The following is a 19,660-nucleotide window of genomic DNA, read 5'->3' as shown; positions in this document are numbered from 1 at the left end:
CAATGGATGTTGCAATTTTGGAAGATTTGGGATTAACCCAGGCGGAAATCAAAGCCTATGTGGCTCTTTTGGAGTTAGGCAGCTCTTCTGCAGGCCCAATCCTGGAAAAATCAAATTTACAGAATTCTGTAGTTCACAGGGCCCTGAACTCTCTTATAGAGAAAGGCCTGATCAGTTTCATCTTAGAGGGAAAAAGAAAGATTTACCAGGCCACAGACCCTGAAAACTTTTTTAGTTTCATTGATGACAAAAAGAAGAGATTTGAGGAGCTTTTGCCCGAACTGAAAGAAAAACAAAAACTGGCTAAAAAAGAAGAGGGCGCATCAATTTTCAGGGGAAAAAGGGGAATTAATGAACTTTACAATCTTTTGTTGAATTCCGGGGGAAAAGAATACAATACCTTTGGCGGCGGAACAAGGGTTACTTATGATGTTATGGGTGAAACATGGTGGAAAAATCTTCATGTTAAAAGAATAGAAAAAAAGATTAAGTGCAGGCAGATATTTGATGAAACAATCAGAACATTCGGAGAAGTCTTAAACAAAAAGCCATTGACTCACATTCGCTTTTTATCAAGAAACTTCGAGCAACTTCAGGAAACAGTAATTATTGGAAATTATGTCGGGATTGCTATTTTTACAGAACGCCCTTACGGAATATTGATTAAAGATAAAACTGTTGCAGATGGTTACAGAAAACAGTTTGAAATCCTCTGGAAAACAGCAATCAAATAGATATGAAATTTTATTTCACACAATATAGATTTAACTTTTGTTTTTATCAATCTTTTTTAAATACTCTCCTCTCAGGACCAATGCCTGCATTGCCTTTGCTGATTTGCTCAGATCGTTATAATCCGGGATCTTGTGCTCTTTCAGCAATTCTATGCTTTCCTTGCTGAACCTACCGCCCATGTAAGTGCACACAATCGGCTTTGAAGGGAATTTTTTATTTGCTTCAATGACAATCTTCGCATCTTCAATGGAATCAGTCATTGCCTGCAGTGTCTGTATCACAATAAGGCCGCGGATGTAATCTTCAGCCAATAAGATATTGATCGCAGCTTCATATCTTTCAGGCAGAGCATCTCCAATAATGTCAAGCGGGTTTCTCCTTGAATATGCAGGATGCATTTTTCCGCTTTTATCCAGTTTATTTATCGTGCTCTGCTTCAGCTCAACAACATTCACCCCGAATTCAGTGCATTTGTCTGCGCATAAAACCCCGCATCCTCCGCCATTTGTAACAATAGCAACTGCATTCTCCCTGCATGGCTGTTGCTCAGCCAATGCTTTTGCAATATCGAATAATTCTTCAACTGTATCTGCGATAACCAACCCGGATTGCCTGAATACAGCCTCATAAACTTCATAGCTTCCGGCAAGAGATCCAGTATGCGAAGAAACAGCATTCTTTCCAGTCTGTGTTTTCCCGGCTTTCAAAACAACCACTGGTTTTATTCTGCTGACTTTTTTTGCAATCTCCATGAATTTTCTTCCGTCATCTATCCCCTCGATATAAAGCGCAATTGACTTTGTTTCATTATCATTGCCAAGCCATTCCATGAAGTCATGAACATCAAGGCCCGCATGGTTGCCGTAGCTTATTACCGTGCTAAAGCCATAGCTTTCTTCAATTGCCCAGTCAATAATGGAATCAGCAAGCGCGCCGGACTGGCTTATAAAGGCTATATTTCCCTGCGGCGGTGTTGAAGGGGCAAAGCTCGCGTTCATTGAAGCAGATGGCCTTATTATGCCCAGGCAGTTTGGCCCAACCAATGGGATTTTTGCAGCCTTAGATATTTTAACAACCGCATCCTGTAATTTTTTGCCCTCTCTTCCCAATTCGGCAAATCCTGCTGAAATTATAATTGCAGCTTTAACTTTTTTCTTTGCGCATTCCTTCATTATGGCCGGAACTATCTTTGCAGGCACAGCAATGACTGCAAGATCAATCTCATCAGCGACATCTCCGAGTTTAGCATAGCACTTTACTCCAAGAATCTCATCCGCATTCGGGTTTATTGGATAAATCCTGCCTTTGAACGGCCTGCAGTACTTGCATTTAAAAACACATCCTACTGTAAGATTCCTCAAAATAGCATGCCCTACAGATTTCTCATCCCTTGATGCGCCGATTATTGCGATCGACCTTGGATTAAATATGGCATCTAGTTTTTTTATTTCCATTTCTTAATCATCATCCTTGCATCAACTATCTTTGCAGTTTTTTTATTTACAATAACTGGATTGAAGTCAATCTCCATGATGTTTTTTTCTTTAATCGCCAATTTTGATAATTTTAAGATAATATCAGCAATTGCATCAATATTGGCCTTTTCAGATCCTCTTGCGCCTTTCAGTATTTCATAGCCCTTTACCTCTTTAATCATCTCCAGCGCTTCATTTTTATCAATCGGCGCAATCCTGAAAGAAACATCTTTCATTATCTCAACAAAAATCCCGCCCAAGCCAAACATGAGCGCAGGCCCGAACTGGGCATCGCGCTTCATTCCAACGATCACAGCAGTTCCGCGCTCCATCTTCTGCACAATAATGCCGTTTATTCTTGCGTTTTTTATTTTCCCGGCATTTTTTATTATTTTTAAATAAGCCGCTGCAGCATCTTCCCCGGATTTTATATCAGCTATGACGCCGCCAACATCGCTTTTATGAACAATATCAGGAGAATCTATTTTTAAAACAACAGGATAGCCAATCTTATCCGCTATTTTGCGCGCTTCAAGCTCAGATTTTGCCAATTCTGATGGCGGATAGGGCATCTTGTATTTTTTTAAAATTTTCTTTGTTTCTATAAAACTCAGATTTTTCATGATAATGTTGTTCTTTATTGTAATATATTTAAACATTATGGAAAAGAGCTGTTTCCACTCCAGAGTCGTATGACCGCCCTTTATACAAGCGTGTAGTATCAAAAAATGGTTAAAAAAAGTAACATATAAATAGTAGTACTATTTTGATACCTTGTTTTCAAGTGATTTTTTCACGGGGGGTGTAAAAATGATCGTAAAAGAGGAATTTTTAAGTAAACTCAGGAGATATTTTTCTCTAAACTTGTACGAAGTGAAGATTTGGACAGCTTTGCTGTCAAGAGGCGTATCAACAGCAGGCGAGCTTTCTGATATCGGGAATGTTCCGAGAAGCAGAAGCTATGATGTATTGGAAAGCCTTGAAAAAAAAGGATTTGTTGTGATGAAGCTTGGCAAGCCAATAAAGTACATCGCAGTTCCTCCTTCTGAAGTTATCGAAAGGGTAAAGAAAAACATGAGGGAAGATGCTGATGACAAAGTAAAAAGGCTGGAAGAGCTTAAAGGAACAGATGTAATCGGCGAACTTAATACCCTGCACAAGGAAGGCATTGAATTGGTTGAGCCGACTGATCTTTCAGGCAGCCTTAGAGGAAGGCACAATCTCTATAATCATATAGAACTGACATTAAGGAATGCTGAAGAAAGCGTTACAATAATGACAACAACTCAAGGATTAATAAGAAAAATTGAGGGGTTAAAGCCGACTTTCGAAAAACTGAAGAAAAGGGGAGTTAAGATAAGAATAGCTGCCCCGATTACAAAAGAAGCTGCAGCTGCTGTAAAAGACATTTCTAGTGTGGCAGATATAAGGAATACAAGCAGCAAGGCAAGGTTCATAATTGTCGACGGAAAAGAGCTGATATTTATGGTGCTTGATGACAAGGATGTCCATCCTACTTACGATGTCGGCATTTGGGTCAACACGCCTTTCTTTGCAGGCGCATTGGAAGAGCTGTTTGAGCTTGCATGGAAAGACATGAAGCCTGCTGAAAAAGTCATCAAGGCTTAATTCATTTTAATTTTCTTCTTTTTTTAATTCTTTTTCACAATGTGAAATTCCGACATTTTTATATATCAAATCATATAACCCATTATAGTTGAAAATGGACTTTAAAAAGCTAATTAACACCCTGCATCCTCTGGAAAGGAGAGTTCTGCCTTTTTTAGATAAATACAGCTACCTAAATGACTTAGTTAACATAACTGGGCTTAAAGAAGTCGAAGTAATGCGCGCATTGCAGTGGTTACAGAACAAAAACATAATAAAACTCTCAGAAGAGTCCAAAGAAGTGATAAATATTGATGAAAACGGCAGAAAATACATTAAAGAAGGTTTACCAGAGATTAAATTATTAAAATCGCTTAGAAAATCTGATTTAACATTAAATCAGTCAAAAGACAGGGCAAATTTGAGTAAAGACGAATTAAACATCTGTTTAGGCGTTTTAAGGAAGAAAGCAGCCATTTTTATAACAAAAGACAAGGACATTATAATCAAGCTAATGGACCAGGGAAGAAAGATCATTGAAAACGGCAGCATGGAAGAAAATTTCTTAAAAAAGCAATTCCCGGTTGAGCTTAAAAGCCTGAAAGAAGAGGAAAGATATGCTTTTGAAGAGCTGAAATCAAGAAAAAAAATATTGAAATTGGATCTTGTAAAAATTAAAAGAGCAGAGCTTACTGAGACCGGCAAAAAAATTCTTGAAGCAGGCATTGATGTCGGCAATATACTGGACAGGCTGACTTCAGCTATGTTAAGAGACGGCTCCTGGAAAGAGAAGGAATTCAGAAGATATGACATTAAGATAAATGTTCCTTCTATTTTCGGCGGAAGAAAGCAGCATTACAGAAGATTCTTGGATGAAGTTCGGCAGAAATTCTTGGCTTTAGGCTTTACAGAGATGTTTGGCCCGATAGTTGAAACGAATTTCTGGGACATGGATGCATTGTTTATGCCGCAGTTCCACTCAGCAAGAGACATTCATTCCGCTTACCACATAAAAGATCCTAAATTTGCAAAGGATCTTCCAAAAGACATTGTTGATAAAGTCAAGAAAGCTCATGAAAATGGCTTTAACACAGGAAGCAAAGGCTGGCAGTATGAGTTTGATGTTAAATTAACAGCGCAGCATTTGCTTAGGACGCAGGGAACTGCTTTAAGCGCAAGAATGCTTGCTTCAGAGCAGTTAAAAATTCCCGGAAAATATTTTGCAATTGCGCGCTGTTTCAGGCCAGATGTTGTTGATGCAACGCATTTGGCGGATTTCAACCAGATTGAGGGCATCATAGCTGAAGAAGGCCTTAATATGAGGCATTTATTCGGATTGCTGAAGATGTTTGCAAAAGAATTCGCAAACACAACTGAAATAAAAATAACTCCTGCTTATTTCCCGTTCACAGAGCCTTCTGCAACATTATATGCAAAGCATCCTGAAATGGGATGGATCGAGCTAGGCGGATCTGGAATATTCAGGCCGGAAATGACAAAGCCGCTAGGAATAAATGTTCCTGTCCTGGCGTGGGGCATTGGAATTGACAGGCTGGCCATGTTCAAGCTCGGAATAAAAGATATAAGAGAATTATTTTCGCATGATCTGGGATTTTTAAGAAAGGAGAAGATGGTCTGATGCCAACAATAAATTTTTCATTCAAGGACTTGCAGAAGCTTGCCGGAAAAAAGATATCTGTAGAGGAACTTTCAAAATTCATAGAATACGGAAAAGGCGAGCTTAAAAGCTATGATGAAAAAGAAGATGAAGCTTCAGTTGATTTTGATGACACCAATCTGCCTTATTTGTGGAGTGCAGAGGGCATTGCAAGGCTGATTAAGGGGATTTCAGGAAAAGAAAAAGGAATTCCAAAATTAAAAATTGAAAAATCAAATTATAAATTAATTGTTGACAGAAGCGTCAACAAGGTAAGGCCTTATATCTCTGCATTCGTTGCAAAAGGATACAAGGTTGATGATTACCTTCTTAAGCAGATAATGCAGTTGCAGGAAAAGCTCTGCGAAACTTACGGCAAGAAAAGGCAGAAAATTGCAGTTGGCCTTTATTCATATAAAAAGATAACATTCCCGGTGATTTACAAGGCAACTGATCCTGAAAGCATAAAATTCATTCCTCTTGACTTCAGAAAAGAGATGACGCAGAGCGAAATATTGGAAGAGCATCCAAAAGGAAAGGAATATGCATCGATTCTAAAGGATTTTTCAAAATATCCGATTTTAATTGACACTAAGAAAGAGGTTTTAAGTTTTCCTCCGATAATAAATTCCTCGCTTACAGGCAAGGTTGAAATCGGAGAAGAAGATTTGTTCTTTGAATGCACAGGCACAGACCTTGATTCAGTTAATCTGGCTGCAAACATATTCGCCCAGGCATTTTATGAGCGCGGATTTAAGCTCTATTCTGTGAATATAAAATATCCTAATAAAGCAATAAAAACTCCGTTTATGTTTAATGAAACAATAAAGATAAAGAAAGAGCAGGTAAAAGAATTGCTTGGCCTGGATTTAAAAGACAGCGAAGTTAAAAATTTAGCAGAGAAAGCAGGCTATAATTTCAAAGGGTATAAAATAGAAATCCCGTGCTATAGAAAAGACATTCTTCATCCTGTTGATGTTATTGAAGACCTTGCTGTCATGTATGGCTATGACAGGATCGGCGAAGAGAATCTTAAAAGCTATACAGCCGGCTCCACAAAAGAAATAATAAATTTCATTGACAGGATAAGGGAGATCATAATTGGTCTTGGTTATCAGGAAATAATGAGCCCTTTATTGTCAAACAAGGAAGTTCTTTATGAGAAGATGAACATCAAGGATTTCGGGACAGTTGAGCTTGAAAATTACATGTCTGAAAATTACTCTGCTGTCAGAAGCTGGCTGCTGCCGATTTTGATGGAGGTTTTAGCTAAGAATAAGCATATTGATTACCCGCAGAAGATCTTTGAGCAGGGCATTGTAACTGTGAGAAACAAAGAAGAGATAAAAGATTATGAAAGGATCGCAGTTTTAGCTGCCCATGACAAGGCAGATTTCACAGAGATAAAGCAGGTTTTTGATAATGTATTTAGATGCCTCGGCTTGCAGTACGTTACTGAGGATGCTGATCATTCTTCTTTTATCGAAGGCAGAGCGGGCAGGATATCTGTCAATGGCATTGCTGTTGCTTATATTGGAGAGCTGCATCCTGCTGTATTGAGCAACTTCAATCTGGAAATGCCTGTTGTCGGGTTTGAGCTTAATATTACTGATCTGTTTGAAGCGATGAAAAATAAAAAAGAATAAAAATTTATTTTTCTGATTTGGCTTTTTCTTCAGATACTTCTTTTGCTTTCTTCTCGGCCTTCGGCTTCTTAGCTTCTTTCTTAGCCGGTTTCTTCTCTTCTTTCAATGATCCCTTTTCCTTTCCCCTTAGCTTCTTCGGCTTCTCTGTTTTCTGCTTCGGCTTTGTTGCTGTTAATTCAATGCCTAATTCCTTGAATGCTTTAGCAACATCGTCATGCGAAGCATTTTTCTCTACTTTTAAAACCTGGCTCAAAGGCTCCAAATGAAGTATATTGCACTTTCTTCTTCTTGTTTCGCCGTCAATCAGCACAAACCTGTCTTCCAGAACATCTACAACAACGCACTTTAAGCCAGCATCCCTGCCAGCTAATTTCACACATACTCTTCCGATTTCAAACATTTTTTCCTCCGATCTCCATAACAAAGGATTTGTCACCAAAACCCCGGGAGATTTTTCTGTTTTATTCTTTAATTGATTCTTTTATCTTTAATCGCATGCATTTCGAGCAAAGCATTCCGCCATACGGCCTTTCAGGCCTTTTCTCTGTTTTCCCCATCTTCATCATTTTAAAAGGCCGCTCTCTTGGAACACCGCTCAGAACAGACCCGCAATTAGCGCAATGCGCCTTTGACGGCTTTCTCTTTTCATAATGAATAACTGTCTTTCCGCCGGGTGTCTTTACAAAAACCCTTCTGAAAGTCCTTGACTTTGTTTTTCCTTCTCTTATTGTCATATTGATCAATCAAGAGAAATAAGGGTTCATTTAAAAAGGTTGTGGTGCCTATTTCCTTAATTTCACATACCCTATCCAGACCAGTACAACAAGAACAATGCCCAGTTCTATGAATCTCATCTTTAGTTATAGTATCGGTGAGCCTGCGAAGCTACTGATAATCTGACACAGAATCCGAAAATCATTTTTCGAGTTCAAGTATATTCGCACAACACTCTTTAATCGCATTGCCACTGGACATCTCTGCCCATAACCTATTTAAAGGGCAGGTTATTACATAAGCTCATGGATACCAATAACGCATTAGTTGCCTTTCAAGGCAAGAAGATAAGAAGAATCTGGCATAATGATGAGTGGTGGTTTTCAGTAGTTGATGTTATTGGAGTTTTAGCTGAAAGTGAAGACCCAAGAAACTATTGGAAAGTGCTTAAACACAGATTGAAGGAGGAGAGCAGTGAGGTGGTTACAAATTGTAACCAACTGAAATTACCTGCATCTGATGGCAAGTTCTATGAGACTGACTGCGCAAATACGCAGACAATATTCCGCTTAATCCAGTCAATCCCTTCTAAAAAAGCAGAGTCGTTTAAGCTTTGGTTAGCAAATGTAGGCTATGAAAGAGTGCAGGAAATAGAAGATCCTGAGCTGGCGCAAAAGCGCATGAGAGACCTTTACAAGGCAAAAGGCTATTCAGATGCGTGGATCGAAAAGCGAGTCAGAGGCATAGCAATAAGGGACGAGCTTACGGATGAATGGGGAAAAAGAGGGGTTAAGGAAGATACAGAATACGCAATACTTACAGCATAAATATCTTTTGCGGGGAGGTTAAAATAATAAAAGACTTTGTTCCCAGGCTCTATCAGGAGACTATTTTTGCAACAGCGTCTAGAAAGAATACATTAGTTGTGCTGCCGACCGGAATGGGAAAGACAAATATTTTTCTGATGTTGGCTGCTCATAGATTGACGCAGTTTCCAAATTCTAAAATATTGTTTATTGGCCCGACAAGGCCCCTCATTGATCAATATCTTTCTGTTTTTGAAAATCATTTTGAGATTGAAAAAGAGAAGATGGCTGTTTTTACGGGTTTTGTAGCTCCTGAGAAAAGGGCAGAGCTGTGGAAGAATGCAAAAATCATTTTTTCCACGCCGCAAGGGCTGGAAAATGATGTAATTTCCAGCAAGATTGATTTATCTGAGGTTTCTCTGCTCGGGGTTGATGAGGCTCACCGCGCTGTTGGAGATTATGCTTATGTTTTTATTGCAAAGATGTATAATAAATTGGCAAAATATCCCAGAATACTGGCATTAACTGCCTCTCCCGGAAGTGATTTGGCTAAAATAGAAGAAGTTTGCAAAAATCTGTTTATTGAGGAAATTGAAGTAAGGACAAATGAAAGCGAGGATGTGAAGCCATACATCCAGGAAGTTAATATTGACTGGGTTAAAGTTGAATTGCCTCTTCTGTTCAAAGAAGTGCAGAGATATCTGCAGCATTTTCTTGATGAAAGATTAAAGAATCTGAAGAAATGGGGCATATTGAGGAGAACAGAGTTAAGGTTTGTTAATAAGAAAGATTTGATTGCGCTGCAGGGCGAGCTTAGGGGAAGAATGCTTTCCGGAGACAGGGATTTTGTTGTTCTGACTGCAATATCTGTTTTAGCTGAAGTTATGAAGATCTATCATGCTCTTGAGCTTTTGGAAACACAGGGAATAATAGCATTGCATAAATATTTTGAAAAACTGCTTGAAGAAGAGAAAGCGGGAAAAACAAAGGCAATAAAGAACATTGTAAAAGATGAGGATTTTAAGAGCGCGTTATTTAAAGCTCAGAAGCTTTATGATGAGCAGGTTGAGCATCCTAAATTAGTTGAACTGCAGAAGATTGTTGAAAAAGAGATTAAAGAGGATGCAGCTGTAAAGATGATCGTGTTTAATCAGTACAGGGATAATGCTGTTGATATTGCATCTAAGTTGAACAATATTGAGGGGGTTAAGGCGAAGATATTTGTGGGGCAATTAAAGAAAGGCGATACCGGGCTGACGCAGAAAGAGCAGAAGAAAATAATGGATGAATTTAGAGCAGGGGAGTTTAATGTTCTTGTTGCAACTTCAATTGGCGAAGAAGGATTAGATGTGCCGTCTGTAAATTTAGTAATATTTTACGAGCCGATTCCTTCGGCGATTAGGACGATACAACGCAAAGGAAGAACCGGAAGATCGGAAAAAGGAAAGGTCATTATGCTGATGACTGCTGATACGAGAGATGAAGCTTACAGGTGGAGCGCGCATCATAAAGAAAAAAAGATGTACAAACATTTAAAAAACATCAAAGAAAAAATAAGCTCTGTGCTTCGGCAGGAGAAGCCGCTTAATAATTTTGTTCAGATGAAAAAAACAAGAATATACGCGGATTACAGGGAAAAAGGCTCTGGAGTGATAAAAGAATTAGTTGACTTAAATGTTGACCTTAAGCTTGAGAAGCTTGAAACTGCAGACTATTTGCTGAGTTCGAGATGCGCGGCTGAATTTAAAAATGTTGAAGATTTTGTCAATTCGATAATTGACGGAAGATTGCTGGAGCAGATAAAGGATTTGAAGCAGAATTATGAGAGGCCGCTTGTAATTGTTGAAGGGACTGAAGACATTTATTCTGTCAGGAATGTGCATGCAAATGCCATAAGGGGTATGCTTGCAACTATTGCAGTTTCTTACGGGATTCCGATATTGTTCACCCGCAATTTTAAGGAGACTGCTTTGTTTTTGAAGATGATCGCAGCCAGGGAGCAGGAAGAGACCGGAAGCGATTTTTCAATGCATGGGTCCAAGAAGCCTTTTACACTGAAAGAGCAGCAGGAGTATGTTATTTCTTCTCTTCCTGGAATTGGATCTGGGCTGGCTAAGCCTTTATTGAAGCATTTCAAGACTGTGAAGAATGTTGTGAATGCTTCTGAAGAGGAACTGCAGGATGTGGAGAAGATCGGGCCTGAGAAAGCGAAGAAGATCAGGGAAGTTGCGGATAAGGAATATGAAGGGTAGCGGAAGATGGGTGTTGTAAAGCCACTCGATTCTTTAGAAAAGTTTAAAAATAATAATCATAATCTCAGAATTAATGGCTAGAATGAGTGAAAAAATATTCATTATTGTGCTGGTCTTTGGAATCGTTTTAGTTAGTGGGTGTGCAGCACACTCACGGGGAAGTCTCAAACTGATTAATTTCACCATAGACGATCTTGGCGTTCTTCATGGTTATCTGACAAATGTAGAGAATAAAACTATTAGTGCATCACGGATTAGCTTTACAATTGATGGAAATGTATTAGAGGAGGAAACGAGCTTTTCATTTAAAGAAATAGCGGTGAAACCAATCAACGCAATCAAACCTGACCAAAGTGTGGAGCTTCTGATTGCAGGCATCCCATATAAAGAGAAAGTGAATACATTTGAGAAACCAGGGACTTGGATGTTCGTGGTGGTGTATGTGGATGTCTTACGGAGCGATATGATCGATTTCTCTAAAGAAATTTCTAAATCATATGTTGTTGAAACAGCGAAAGATTAGCAATACACGCCATTTATTTTCAAGAAAGATTTATAAATCAATAATCAATCAAAATATCAAATGGCATCAAATATATTAAGAGAGGCCATTGGAGGATGGCACATCATCTTTTTGTTAGCTGTTATAGTCGGCATATTGAGCTTAATTAACCCGGCTCTTGGCAAATGGGGAGGCGATGCTGCAGTTTTTATTCTCGTATTGTTTATAGTGCTTGGCATCTGGGTTGTTTTGAAAGACTTCATTAAGAAAATATCCGGCGGAAAAAATAAGCCGAACAAATAGGTAAAATTTAAATAAACTGGATTTTTATTTCTGCATATGATAAAAGCAGTAATCTTTGACTTGGACAATACATTGATCGACTTCATGAAGATGAAGAGGATCGCCTGTGAAGAGGCAATTGATGCAATGATAGATGCTGGATTGAGTATTCCGAAGAAAAAGGCATTGGAAATCCTGTATGAGCTATATGAAGAAAAAGGGCTTGAAGACCCCAAGATATTCCAGAAATTCCTTAAAAACGTTACTGGAACTGCGGATTATAAGAAATTAGCTTATGCGATAGTTGCTTACAGGCAGGCTCGCACAGGCTTTTTGCATCCTTATCCCGGAGTTAAAAGAACTTTGATTAAATTAAAGGAAAAAGGTCTGAAATTGGCAATAGTTTCAGATGCTCCCAAGCTTAAGGCATGGATCAGATTGGTCAGCATGAAGATTGATGATTTCTTTGATATTGTTGTTGGTCTGGAAGACACAGGAAAACCAAAGCCTTCAAGATTTCCGTTTAAAGCGGCTTTGAAAGAATTAAAAGTGAAGCCTTCAGAATGCCTGATGGTGGGAGACAGGCCGGATAAAGATATAAAAGGGGCAAAGCAGCTTGGAATGAAGACATGCTTTGCGAGCTACGGATATGAAGGCAAAGCAAAAGGGAAATGGGACTTTGAGATAAAAGAGATCGGAGAATTGGGCGATTTTAATTCTTGGTAAAGAGGTTTTTTAAGAAAAATCATTTTTTAATATATTTAGAATCCACATACTAACACCGAAAATAAAAGTGGTTCCTAATACGAATGCAAAAATATTTGAAGGCATATACTGTTTATCAACAATCCTATACATTGCTGTTACGGCAATATTTGAAATATATCCTCCAAGAAGACCGAAAATTAAACCTACTAGAAGCATGATCTTTTCTTTTTTGTTTAATTCGTTCTTCTCCACGATCATGGGCGCAGTATGCTCTAAGTTACATATTTTTGTTTCTATAGACAGGTTCTTTATCAAATTCTTTGCTATTTTGATATTATTATTGTCTCCAAGCATCTTTATTATTTTATTTAAATCTTCTTGAGTATTGGAAAATCTAATTCTCATAATAAAATTATTTATTAAAAGTAAGGACTCGTAATAATCTAATAATTCTCGCGATAAAATAGACTCCCGTATATATCCTTTTAAAATAACTCGTTCTATATTTAAAGTAATAAAATTCCCCAACAGTATTGAATTGTTCCTTCTAAGATGGTTCTTTTTGTTCACTATTTCATTAGCAAACTCAATATTTTTATTTATCTCGTATATTAATGATTTTATTGCTTCTTTCTTCTTTTTTTCCCACTTTTTTCTCTGGATGTATTCTTCTATTAAAAGTCCTAAAAAAGCTCCAACTATTACAGAAAGAATACTGACAATAAATGTCATTTTAATTGATTTTTTAGTCAAGTCTATCATATACAATTCATTTTTTGAATAAACTTTGAATTTGTTACCTATATTCGCTTTATTATCATGAATCAAGTTGAGGCCAATACTTCCTGAAAGATGAGCATCATAAATTTCTTCTAAGTCCATTTTAACACCAAATTCGCCATTTTCATTTAAAGTATGAATACATGAATATTTCTTACCCAACTGATAATTTGGATTCTTTTCAATTAAATTAGGTAAATCGAGAATATATCTATCCCCAGCTTGAATCTTAGGTATATTCAGAGTACAAATATTATCGGATTTGCCTGAAGGACTAATTAAAATCATGGTTAAGAATGATTGTGGAAAAGAGCAATTAGCTCTATTTTCAATCCTAATGTGATCGATTATCAAATAATCGTCTTCTCTGAAATTAGGATAGTCATATTCGCTTTTTGAGTCATAGTTATATTGATCGAGTGCTGAAACATCATAGTTGATATGGATGTCTTTTTGGCAAGTTGCATAAGAAAACTTTAAAAATAACAATATCATAAATAAAAACAACGTGGTTTTATTGAACTTTGTCATAACAAACATGTACAAGTCTACGAATATAAAAATCTTTCCCCGTCAGTATAGAAGATAATTTTTACAGTCATATTATGCCAATTACTTTAAGGATCATAAGTAATATTATGACAGCAATAACTATAAACAATACTATCTTTTTAAATTTAGAAGGCTTATGAATAACATAGACCTGATTTTCTCTTTTTCTATACTTTTCATTGAAGTCCCTTCTAAACTCTACTTCGTGATGCTTTTTTGCTTCTTCAATGTTTTTGCATTCATGCGACTCTGGAAGTCTGTGCGAACCACACAACTCCTTTTGGCACCATTTACAAGTATATGAGGTTAAATAGTCAATTCCGCTTCCACAATATTCGCAGAATTTATTAAATTGCTTTTCTCTTGAAACCTCAGAAGGCATTTCTGATTCTTTTTTAATCAAATGTTTGTTCTCCTTCAATATCTTGTTGGCTTTTGGTGTAGTAAATTTACTTCCTAGATTTTCTCGAATATTATCAATTAAAACTGAAAAAGATGTGATTATTTTGCCTTTTAGATCGGGAAAATCATTTATTGCCTCATAATATATTTCATATAGATTTTTTAGTTCTCTTTTTAAAACAACCTCAGCATTACGTTCAGATAAATATTCGCGTAAATTCTGGGATATTACATAAGCTTTAACTATGGTTGCTGAATGAGGGTCTTCATATTTATAGATCGGCCAAGTTGATTCTATTAACAGGTACCATTCGTGTTTTAAGGCCTTTTTCTTATAGTTGTCACCAATAATTTTTATCAGATTATTCAATGATGGAAAAATGATTCCATATAATATTTCGTTGTTGTTTATTTTCTTAGCCATGACGCATGTTAAATGCTATTAGAATTTAAAGTTTCCTGATTTATAAACCGGGTCATTTGTTTTACCCCTATCAAAGTAATTTCCCACTGGACACAGTGGACAGCTGCGGTCAGAAGGTATTTAAAACACTTCTTTTTCTATGCAGGGATGAATAATGAACCCATATACCTTGACACAAACATTTACATCGATCATTTTGAGAGCAGAATTGACAGATTAAGGCCTCTTGGGGAATTTGCCTATAATCTGCTAAGAAAAAGCATGGAATGCGAATATAGGATCATAATTTCTAACCTGGTTATTGATGAACTGGAATTCGCCGGGTTTAAGGAAAAAATCAGGGAGCTTATCCAGGATCTAATGGCGCTTGACAAAGTCATTGCTGTTGAAGTGACAGCCGAGGATGAGGAAAAAACACGCAAAATAAGAAAAGAGAGAAATACTACATTTAATGACACCAAACACGCTGTTATAGCAAACAGGGTAAATGTAAAATTCTTCGTCACAAGAAACATGGAAGACTTTGTGGAATTGCAGGATCTTGTTAAACTGAAATATCCTGAGAACCTTTAAATCTTTATTCTTTCCAGGCCGTATCTTTTTGTTATTTCCTTTGATCTTTCCGGAGTGTGCTCTTCTGCTATTCTTTCTTTCTGCTCTTTCGTCAGCCTTGGCTTTGGCTTTACTGATCCAAAATTCTTTTTAAGATTCATTAAAGCCTGCTGTTTTCTTAGCTCCATTACTTCTTTTCTTAAGCCTTCTAAAGTAAGATCCTGCAGATTGGAATACCCGAATTCCCTGACCATTTCAGTTCCCTCTTCATACAGGCTCTTTGGCAATGTTAACTTAACTTGTTTTGTTTCCATACTCAGTATTAATGAAAGCTTATATTTAAAGGTTCCTATAGGTACTTTTAGGGACAAGCACAATTTATGCCTTTTTTCAGCAAAATTCAAGAAAACCTTTAAATAACCAGCCAACTTTCCATATTCTTGGGGATCAAAATGCCGGAAATAATAAGAAAAAAGCAGTTCATAAAAGATTTCAAGCAGGATCAGATAGTCAATGACATCTTTGTTGTAAAGTTCAAGAAGCCGATCGAGCCTTACAAGAACGGATACAAGTTTGAGTTAAGATTAGGCGACAGCTCAAGGGAGATCATGTACAAGTACTGGGGCTCTCCTGAAGAGGCAAAGGTAAAGTTTCTTTATGATATGATCAAGCCGGATGATGTTGTTTTAGCGCAGGGAAGGGTCAATGAATGGAAAGGCCAATTTGAAATATCAGCAAATGAGGAAAACAAAATCAAAATACTTTCAAAAGGCGAATATGATGCGAGTGATTTTGTAAGGATGGGCTTAAAGCCAGTTGAAGAATTGTTCAAAGAGCTGATGAATTATATTGAAAAAATAGAAAATAAGGAATTAAAAAAACTGTTGGATTATTTTTTCAAGGATGAAAATTTTGCGAAAAGATTTAAGGAAAGCCCTGCTGCAATGTACATCCACCATGGCTGGATTGGCGGGTTATTGGAGCATACATTAAGCGTTGCAAAGCTGTGCGAGGACATTTTCAAGATCCATGACGGAATGGACAGGGATCTTCTGATAACAGGCGCAATTCTGCATGATATCGGAAAGTTAGAGGAATTCACAGTCACAACAAGCATCAAGGTTTCAACAAAAGGAATGCTTCTCGGCCATGTTACAATAGGAGTTGAAATGCTTATGAGGGCAATGGACCAGCTAAAAACCCCGGAAGAAATAAAATTGAAAATCCTGCACATCATAATAACGCATATGGGGGAGTATGGAAGCAATAAGCTGCCTTCATTTCCGGAAGCATTAACAATATATTACGCTGACGAGCTTGATGCAAAAGTTTTACAAATGCGCGAAATAAAGGAAACAGCGCAGACAGAAGATGATTATTTCTACCACAAGGATTTCGGGAATGTGTATTTGAGATAAAGCTTAGAGCGCCTAAAATAATCTCATTATAAAACTAAATATTAAAAACAAAAATATTCCGAGCACTACAATAAGGGGCAATAAACAAGCCAGCGCCGCCTTTCCTTTTGAAATATTCTGCACTTCAGAAACGCCTATGATCATCAAAATAAAGGAGTATATTATTGCCAGAAACCCGACCAAAGGCACAGTTGACAGAATTAAGTACGGAATCATGCTGTATGTATAAGCATTATATGTGCCGGAATAGCCTGCTTTTCCCTTGAATGCAATAACTATAACGTGAACTAATGCAGAATATAAAAAAGTCATGATTATTCCTATTATGAAGCCTGCAACACCAAACGCCGGCATAAAAAAGCCAGATAATCTAAAATAACCTCCAGACATCAAACTGCCAGCAATCATGCTCATTAGGCCAAAATAAAATATAGAGCTAACTACTGTCATAAATAAACTAACTATCGCATACATAATCAGCGAATCCTTTATTCCCTGCTCTTTTTTAATTATTCCGAAGAAAAGATTGGGGTCTGAAAAAAGATATTTCAGCTTATCCCAAAATTCAAAGTCTGCCATTATCTGCCTTGGATTGCTGCACTAAATAAATCTTTCGTTTTTTCGAAACATTTATTAATAAGCATGCGCAATTAGCCATAAATGGCAAATGCGCAGTATATTTTTTACATCATCGGCATTATTTTCTTATTCATTACTGTTGCTTATTTTTCATATGAATATCTGTTCAGCTTGTCAAATGTTGTTAAAACAATCATACTGATCTGCCTGATTGTTGTTTTTTTCTTTGCAGCAGACTTTATGGCGGAGAGGGACATTTAAAATGGCATGGTATCCGATTTTGGGGTATGGTGTTTTTTGGCTTGGCCTGATCACAGCAATAATACTTTACGCCATTAAAAGAAAATGGAACCCGATAATGTACCTTGTTTCAGTATGCCTGTACATATTCACAATAGGTTTTGTCATTGATGTTTTCAAGTTCTCCAAGAACAAGATACTTTTGCTTTTGGCTTTCTCAGCTATAGTCATGATCGGCCTGGGCTTTTACCTGTCTAAAAAATTCCAGAAGCGAAAAAAATGAACATCAAGCTGTATCTGGGCATAGCGCTGCCATTGGCTGTTATTGTAATTCTTGTGGCTTTAAGCAATTCCGAAATAGGCTTTTCTGTTGAAAAAGAAACCAAGGAATCGCTGGCATTCAATACCTTATTTTCAGGATCATCTGTCCCAAGAGACACTGTTCTCGTTCAGACAATAACAATAAACAATGATTTTTTTATGCCAAGAAGATTTGCGCTTACCCAACTTGTTGCCTGCCTGAATGACAAGGAAGGAATCAAAAAGAGTGAAGGGATGCAGATCAGGTATAGCAATGCGGACTCAAAAAATCCAGGTTTTGACGGAATCTCTGGATACTACTCTGCTGGGCAAAGCATTGAGCTTTCTGCAAATTCAAAAAAGCAGGTTAAGGTTTTAATAGATTCTAAATATGTGACTGATGTGACCGCCCCATTATACATGGCATATGATGAGATATTGCTGATTGAAGCAAAGGAAAACAGGCAATCCCGCATTTCCTGCGCGAATTTAGAAGCCGAGGAACTGGATTCTGCGGTTCATGTGAACATCATTAAATAATTGTTTCTTCTTAACAGACCTGTTTAACAGAAGTATGAATCAATCGGAATTTGTTTTTCAGTCTGTGGGTTTTGTGCAACCTGTTTTTTCAATATATATGCCATTGCTTACCAATCTGGTCTTTGCTATGCCTCTATATTTTTCGCACCCTCCCACTTCGCAGCATTTAATCATTCCATTACCATGGCAAATAGAATAATCTTTTCCTTCACCGCTTGCACACTGTTTTTTTTGTTCTTCTGTTGCAAGAACAACATCATCCACTGTTTGTGTTGCTACTAAACCCATTTTTAACCACCCCTATAATTTCTTCAGTCTGCTGATTCTCTCGTCCAACGGAGGATGAGTGGAAAAAAGATTTAAAATTCCTGCTGCTGAAAGCGGATTTACAATAAACAAAGACATTGTAGCCTTGTTCGCATTCTTGAACGGAATTTTTTTAACGCCTTCTTTTAGCTTTTCCAAGGCAGACGCCAATCCTGCTCCTGATCCAATTGTTTTTGCAGCAGATGAATCTGCAAGATATTCCCTTGACCTTGAAATTGCAAGCTGTATCAATGTCGCGATTATTGGAGTTAAAATGCCTAAAACTAACAGTTCAAACATTCTGCCGTTATCCCTGTCGCGGCTTCCGCCAAACATTCCTGCATATCTCGCCATCATTGCAATATATGATATAACGGAAGCAATTGTTGCTGCTATTGTGGCAATCAGTATGTCCCTGTTTTTGACATGGGATATTTCATGTTTCATGCGCAATAACACCTTTAAGCTCTTCTTTGTTTAATAACTTTAAAATTCCTGCTGTGCATGCAACAACTGCATTCTTCGGATTCCTGCCGGTTGCAAATGCATTCGGGCTTTCATTCTGGATAATGTAAACTTTTGGCTTTGGAATTCCTGCCTTATGCGAAACTTCTTCAACTATTGAATGCAGTTCAGGATATTCTTTTTTAGAAGCTGGCTTTGCCTGATACATTAAAAGCACAAGCTTGTCTGAAAAGAAATATGTTAAAACGTTTAGGATGATCGCAAATGCAAATCCGATAACTAATCCCTGTGTTCCGAAAAAAGATCCGATCCAGACAAGGATGGCTGCTAAAACACCCAACAAGATCACGGTTTTGAACTGATTGAAAAACCCCATATGCTTTAGAAAATTTTAATCATTTATAAATTTAACCCTTCAATCTGCCTTATCTTGGTTTCCCTGAACAGGAATTCCCTGAATTTGTTGTCAACTATGACGCCATGCCTTGAAAGGCCATCTTTTAATTTTCCATAAAGCTTCTTTCCTTCTTTGTCAAGGTCAGTCAGTATGATTGCTTTTTTATTGGCAGAAGCATCTTCTATGATCGAAAATATTGGCTTTTTGCCCAGCATCATTATTCTGTTTTTAACTCCTATCCCCTCCAATGCCTTTTTATCCTTAATGCCCTCAACAATGATCTAAGAGCCATCATCATTTATTTTGTCAGCCCAATCATT

At 37.4% G+C, this 19,660-nt stretch carries 24 protein-coding genes and 1 pseudogene; 14 read left to right on the top strand and 11 right to left on the bottom strand.

The genetic code is table 11. From position 1 onward, the window contains the following. Positions 1-734, top strand: a 734-nt coding sequence (locus tag HYU07_05240; GenBank protein MBI2129618.1) for a hypothetical protein, incomplete at its 5' end; no start/stop codon positions are given. 30 nt (positions 735-764) lie between these two features. Here the strand turns inward: HYU07_05240 and HYU07_05235 are convergent. Next, positions 765-2,189 carry a CoA-binding protein gene (locus tag HYU07_05235; GenBank protein MBI2129617.1) on the bottom strand — a complete coding sequence of 475 codons (1,425 nt, stop codon included), beginning with the start codon at positions 2,187-2,189 and terminating at the stop codon, positions 765-767. Then, complete coding sequence (locus tag HYU07_05230) at positions 2,180-2,833, bottom strand: acetate--CoA ligase family protein (GenBank protein ID MBI2129616.1); 654 nt, start codon at positions 2,831-2,833, stop codon at positions 2,180-2,182. Before HYU07_05230 ends, HYU07_05235 begins: the two co-directional genes overlap by 10 nt. Before the next feature lie 187 nt (positions 2,834-3,020). On the opposite strand from HYU07_05230, the gene HYU07_05225 reads away from it, so the two are divergent. The 3 genes from HYU07_05225 (at position 3,021) to HYU07_05215 (ending at position 7,121) form a co-directional block, all read left to right on the top strand. Then, positions 3,021-3,839 carry a TrmB family transcriptional regulator gene (locus tag HYU07_05225; protein MBI2129615.1) on the top strand — a complete coding sequence of 273 codons (819 nt, stop codon included), beginning with the start codon at positions 3,021-3,023 and terminating at the stop codon, positions 3,837-3,839. A 94-nt stretch (positions 3,840-3,933) separates the two neighbouring features. After that, the gene (locus tag HYU07_05220; protein MBI2129614.1) at positions 3,934-5,457 is read left to right on the top strand and encodes a phenylalanine--tRNA ligase subunit alpha; all 1,524 of its coding nucleotides are present in this window, start codon (positions 3,934-3,936) and stop codon (positions 5,455-5,457) included. Beyond that, entirely contained in the window at positions 5,457-7,121 is a 1,665-nt protein-coding gene (locus tag HYU07_05215) for a phenylalanine--tRNA ligase subunit beta (protein ID MBI2129613.1), read from the top strand. The genes HYU07_05220 and HYU07_05215 overlap by 1 nt, the downstream gene beginning before the upstream one ends. Before the next feature lie 4 nt (positions 7,122-7,125). Here the strand turns inward: HYU07_05215 and HYU07_05210 are convergent, their stop codons facing one another. Together HYU07_05210 and HYU07_05205 are read right to left on the bottom strand one after the other, a co-directional pair. Then, positions 7,126-7,521, bottom strand: a complete 396-nt coding sequence (locus HYU07_05210; protein ID MBI2129612.1) for a 50S ribosomal protein L14e — start codon at positions 7,519-7,521, stop codon at positions 7,126-7,128. Positions 7,522-7,582: 61 nt separating this feature from the next. Then, positions 7,583-7,855, bottom strand: a complete 273-nt coding sequence (locus HYU07_05205; protein ID MBI2129611.1) for a 50S ribosomal protein L34e — start codon at positions 7,853-7,855, stop codon at positions 7,583-7,585. A 285-nt stretch (positions 7,856-8,140) separates the two neighbouring features. On the opposite strand from HYU07_05205, the gene HYU07_05200 reads away from it, so the two are divergent. From HYU07_05200 to HYU07_05180, 5 genes are all read left to right on the top strand, one after another. Further along, positions 8,141-8,662 carry a Bro-N domain-containing protein gene (locus tag HYU07_05200; protein ID MBI2129610.1) on the top strand — a complete coding sequence of 174 codons (522 nt, stop codon included), beginning with the start codon at positions 8,141-8,143 and terminating at the stop codon, positions 8,660-8,662. A gap of 113 nt (positions 8,663-8,775) precedes the next feature. Beyond that, positions 8,776-10,893 carry a DEAD/DEAH box helicase gene (locus HYU07_05195; protein ID MBI2129609.1) on the top strand — a complete coding sequence of 706 codons (2,118 nt, stop codon included), beginning with the start codon at positions 8,776-8,778 and terminating at the stop codon, positions 10,891-10,893. Positions 10,894-10,975: 82 nt separating this feature from the next. Then, a complete protein-coding gene (locus HYU07_05190) occupies positions 10,976-11,416 on the top strand; it encodes a hypothetical protein (GenBank protein MBI2129608.1) in 441 nt (146 codons plus the stop codon). Between the two features lie 60 nt (positions 11,417-11,476). Continuing rightward, the gene (locus HYU07_05185; GenBank protein MBI2129607.1) at positions 11,477-11,698 is read left to right on the top strand and encodes a hypothetical protein; all 222 of its coding nucleotides are present in this window, start codon (positions 11,477-11,479) and stop codon (positions 11,696-11,698) included. A gap of 36 nt (positions 11,699-11,734) precedes the next feature. Beyond that, positions 11,735-12,403 (top strand): TIGR02253 family HAD-type hydrolase, encoded by a 669-nt coding sequence (locus tag HYU07_05180; GenBank protein ID MBI2129606.1) that lies wholly within the window; start codon positions 11,735-11,737, stop codon positions 12,401-12,403. A 9-nt stretch (positions 12,404-12,412) separates the two neighbouring features. Here the strand turns inward: HYU07_05180 and HYU07_05175 are convergent, their stop codons facing one another. Both HYU07_05175 and HYU07_05170 read right to left on the bottom strand, forming a co-directional pair. Next, positions 12,413-13,696, bottom strand: a complete 1,284-nt coding sequence (locus HYU07_05175) for a hypothetical protein (GenBank protein MBI2129605.1) — start codon at positions 13,694-13,696, stop codon at positions 12,413-12,415. 67 nt (positions 13,697-13,763) lie between these two features. After that, on the bottom strand, positions 13,764-14,543 hold the full coding sequence (locus tag HYU07_05170; protein MBI2129604.1) for an AN1-type zinc finger domain-containing protein: 780 nt from the start codon (positions 14,541-14,543) through the stop codon (positions 13,764-13,766). Positions 14,544-14,690: 147 nt separating this feature from the next. Between HYU07_05170 and HYU07_05165 the strand changes: the two genes are divergently transcribed. Beyond that, positions 14,691-15,116, top strand: coding sequence for a PIN domain-containing protein (locus tag HYU07_05165; GenBank protein ID MBI2129603.1), 426 nt, complete (start codon positions 14,691-14,693; stop codon positions 15,114-15,116). On the opposite strand, the gene HYU07_05160 is transcribed toward HYU07_05165, so the two are convergent. Then, on the bottom strand, positions 15,113-15,409 hold the full coding sequence (locus tag HYU07_05160; protein MBI2129602.1) for a hypothetical protein: 297 nt from the start codon (positions 15,407-15,409) through the stop codon (positions 15,113-15,115). The two genes, HYU07_05165 and HYU07_05160, sit on opposite strands and share 4 nt — an antisense overlap. A gap of 138 nt (positions 15,410-15,547) precedes the next feature. Here HYU07_05160 and HYU07_05155 point away from each other — a divergent pair, with 138 nt between their 5' ends. Beyond that, positions 15,548-16,513, top strand: a complete 966-nt coding sequence (locus tag HYU07_05155; protein MBI2129601.1) for an HD domain-containing protein — start codon at positions 15,548-15,550, stop codon at positions 16,511-16,513. Between the two features lie 12 nt (positions 16,514-16,525). Here HYU07_05155 and HYU07_05150 read toward each other — a convergent pair whose 3' ends face one another. Continuing rightward, positions 16,526-17,092 carry a YIP1 family protein gene (locus HYU07_05150; GenBank protein MBI2129600.1) on the bottom strand — a complete coding sequence of 189 codons (567 nt, stop codon included), beginning with the start codon at positions 17,090-17,092 and terminating at the stop codon, positions 16,526-16,528. 81 nt (positions 17,093-17,173) lie between these two features. Here HYU07_05150 and HYU07_05145 point away from each other — a divergent pair, with 81 nt between their 5' ends. From HYU07_05145 to HYU07_05135, 3 genes are read left to right on the top strand one after another with little or no spacing between them, the layout of a single operon-like run. Next, entirely contained in the window at positions 17,174-17,353 is a 180-nt protein-coding gene (locus HYU07_05145; protein MBI2129599.1) for a hypothetical protein, read from the top strand. 1 nt (position 17,354) lies between these two features. Next, positions 17,355-17,615: a hypothetical protein gene (locus HYU07_05140; protein MBI2129598.1), complete on the top strand. Its 261-nt coding sequence runs from the start codon at positions 17,355-17,357 to the stop codon at positions 17,613-17,615. Continuing rightward, positions 17,612-18,172 carry a hypothetical protein gene (locus tag HYU07_05135; protein ID MBI2129597.1) on the top strand — a complete coding sequence of 187 codons (561 nt, stop codon included), beginning with the start codon at positions 17,612-17,614 and terminating at the stop codon, positions 18,170-18,172. The genes HYU07_05140 and HYU07_05135 overlap by 4 nt, the downstream gene beginning before the upstream one ends. 57 nt (positions 18,173-18,229) lie before the next feature. Here HYU07_05135 and HYU07_05130 read toward each other — a convergent pair whose 3' ends face one another. The 3 genes and pseudogenes from HYU07_05130 to HYU07_05120 all read right to left on the bottom strand — a co-directional run bounded on the left by HYU07_05130 (position 18,230) and on the right by HYU07_05120 (position 19,588). Beyond that, the gene (locus HYU07_05130) at positions 18,230-18,460 is read right to left on the bottom strand and encodes a hypothetical protein (protein MBI2129596.1); all 231 of its coding nucleotides are present in this window, start codon (positions 18,458-18,460) and stop codon (positions 18,230-18,232) included. Positions 18,461-18,472: 12 nt separating this feature from the next. After that, positions 18,473-19,319: pseudogene (locus tag HYU07_05125) on the bottom strand (zinc metalloprotease HtpX). A gap of 23 nt (positions 19,320-19,342) precedes the next feature. Then, positions 19,343-19,588: a hypothetical protein gene (locus HYU07_05120; protein MBI2129595.1), complete on the bottom strand. Its 246-nt coding sequence runs from the start codon at positions 19,586-19,588 to the stop codon at positions 19,343-19,345. Positions 19,589-19,660 lie beyond the last annotated feature (72 nt).

This window comes from Candidatus Woesearchaeota archaeon (assembly GCA_016180285.1).
Classification (GTDB): domain Archaea; phylum Nanobdellota; class Nanobdellia; order Woesearchaeales; family JACPBO01; genus JACPBO01.
The sequence above is the reverse complement of the archived record's forward strand: the minus strand, read 5'-3'. Positions and strand labels throughout refer to the sequence as shown.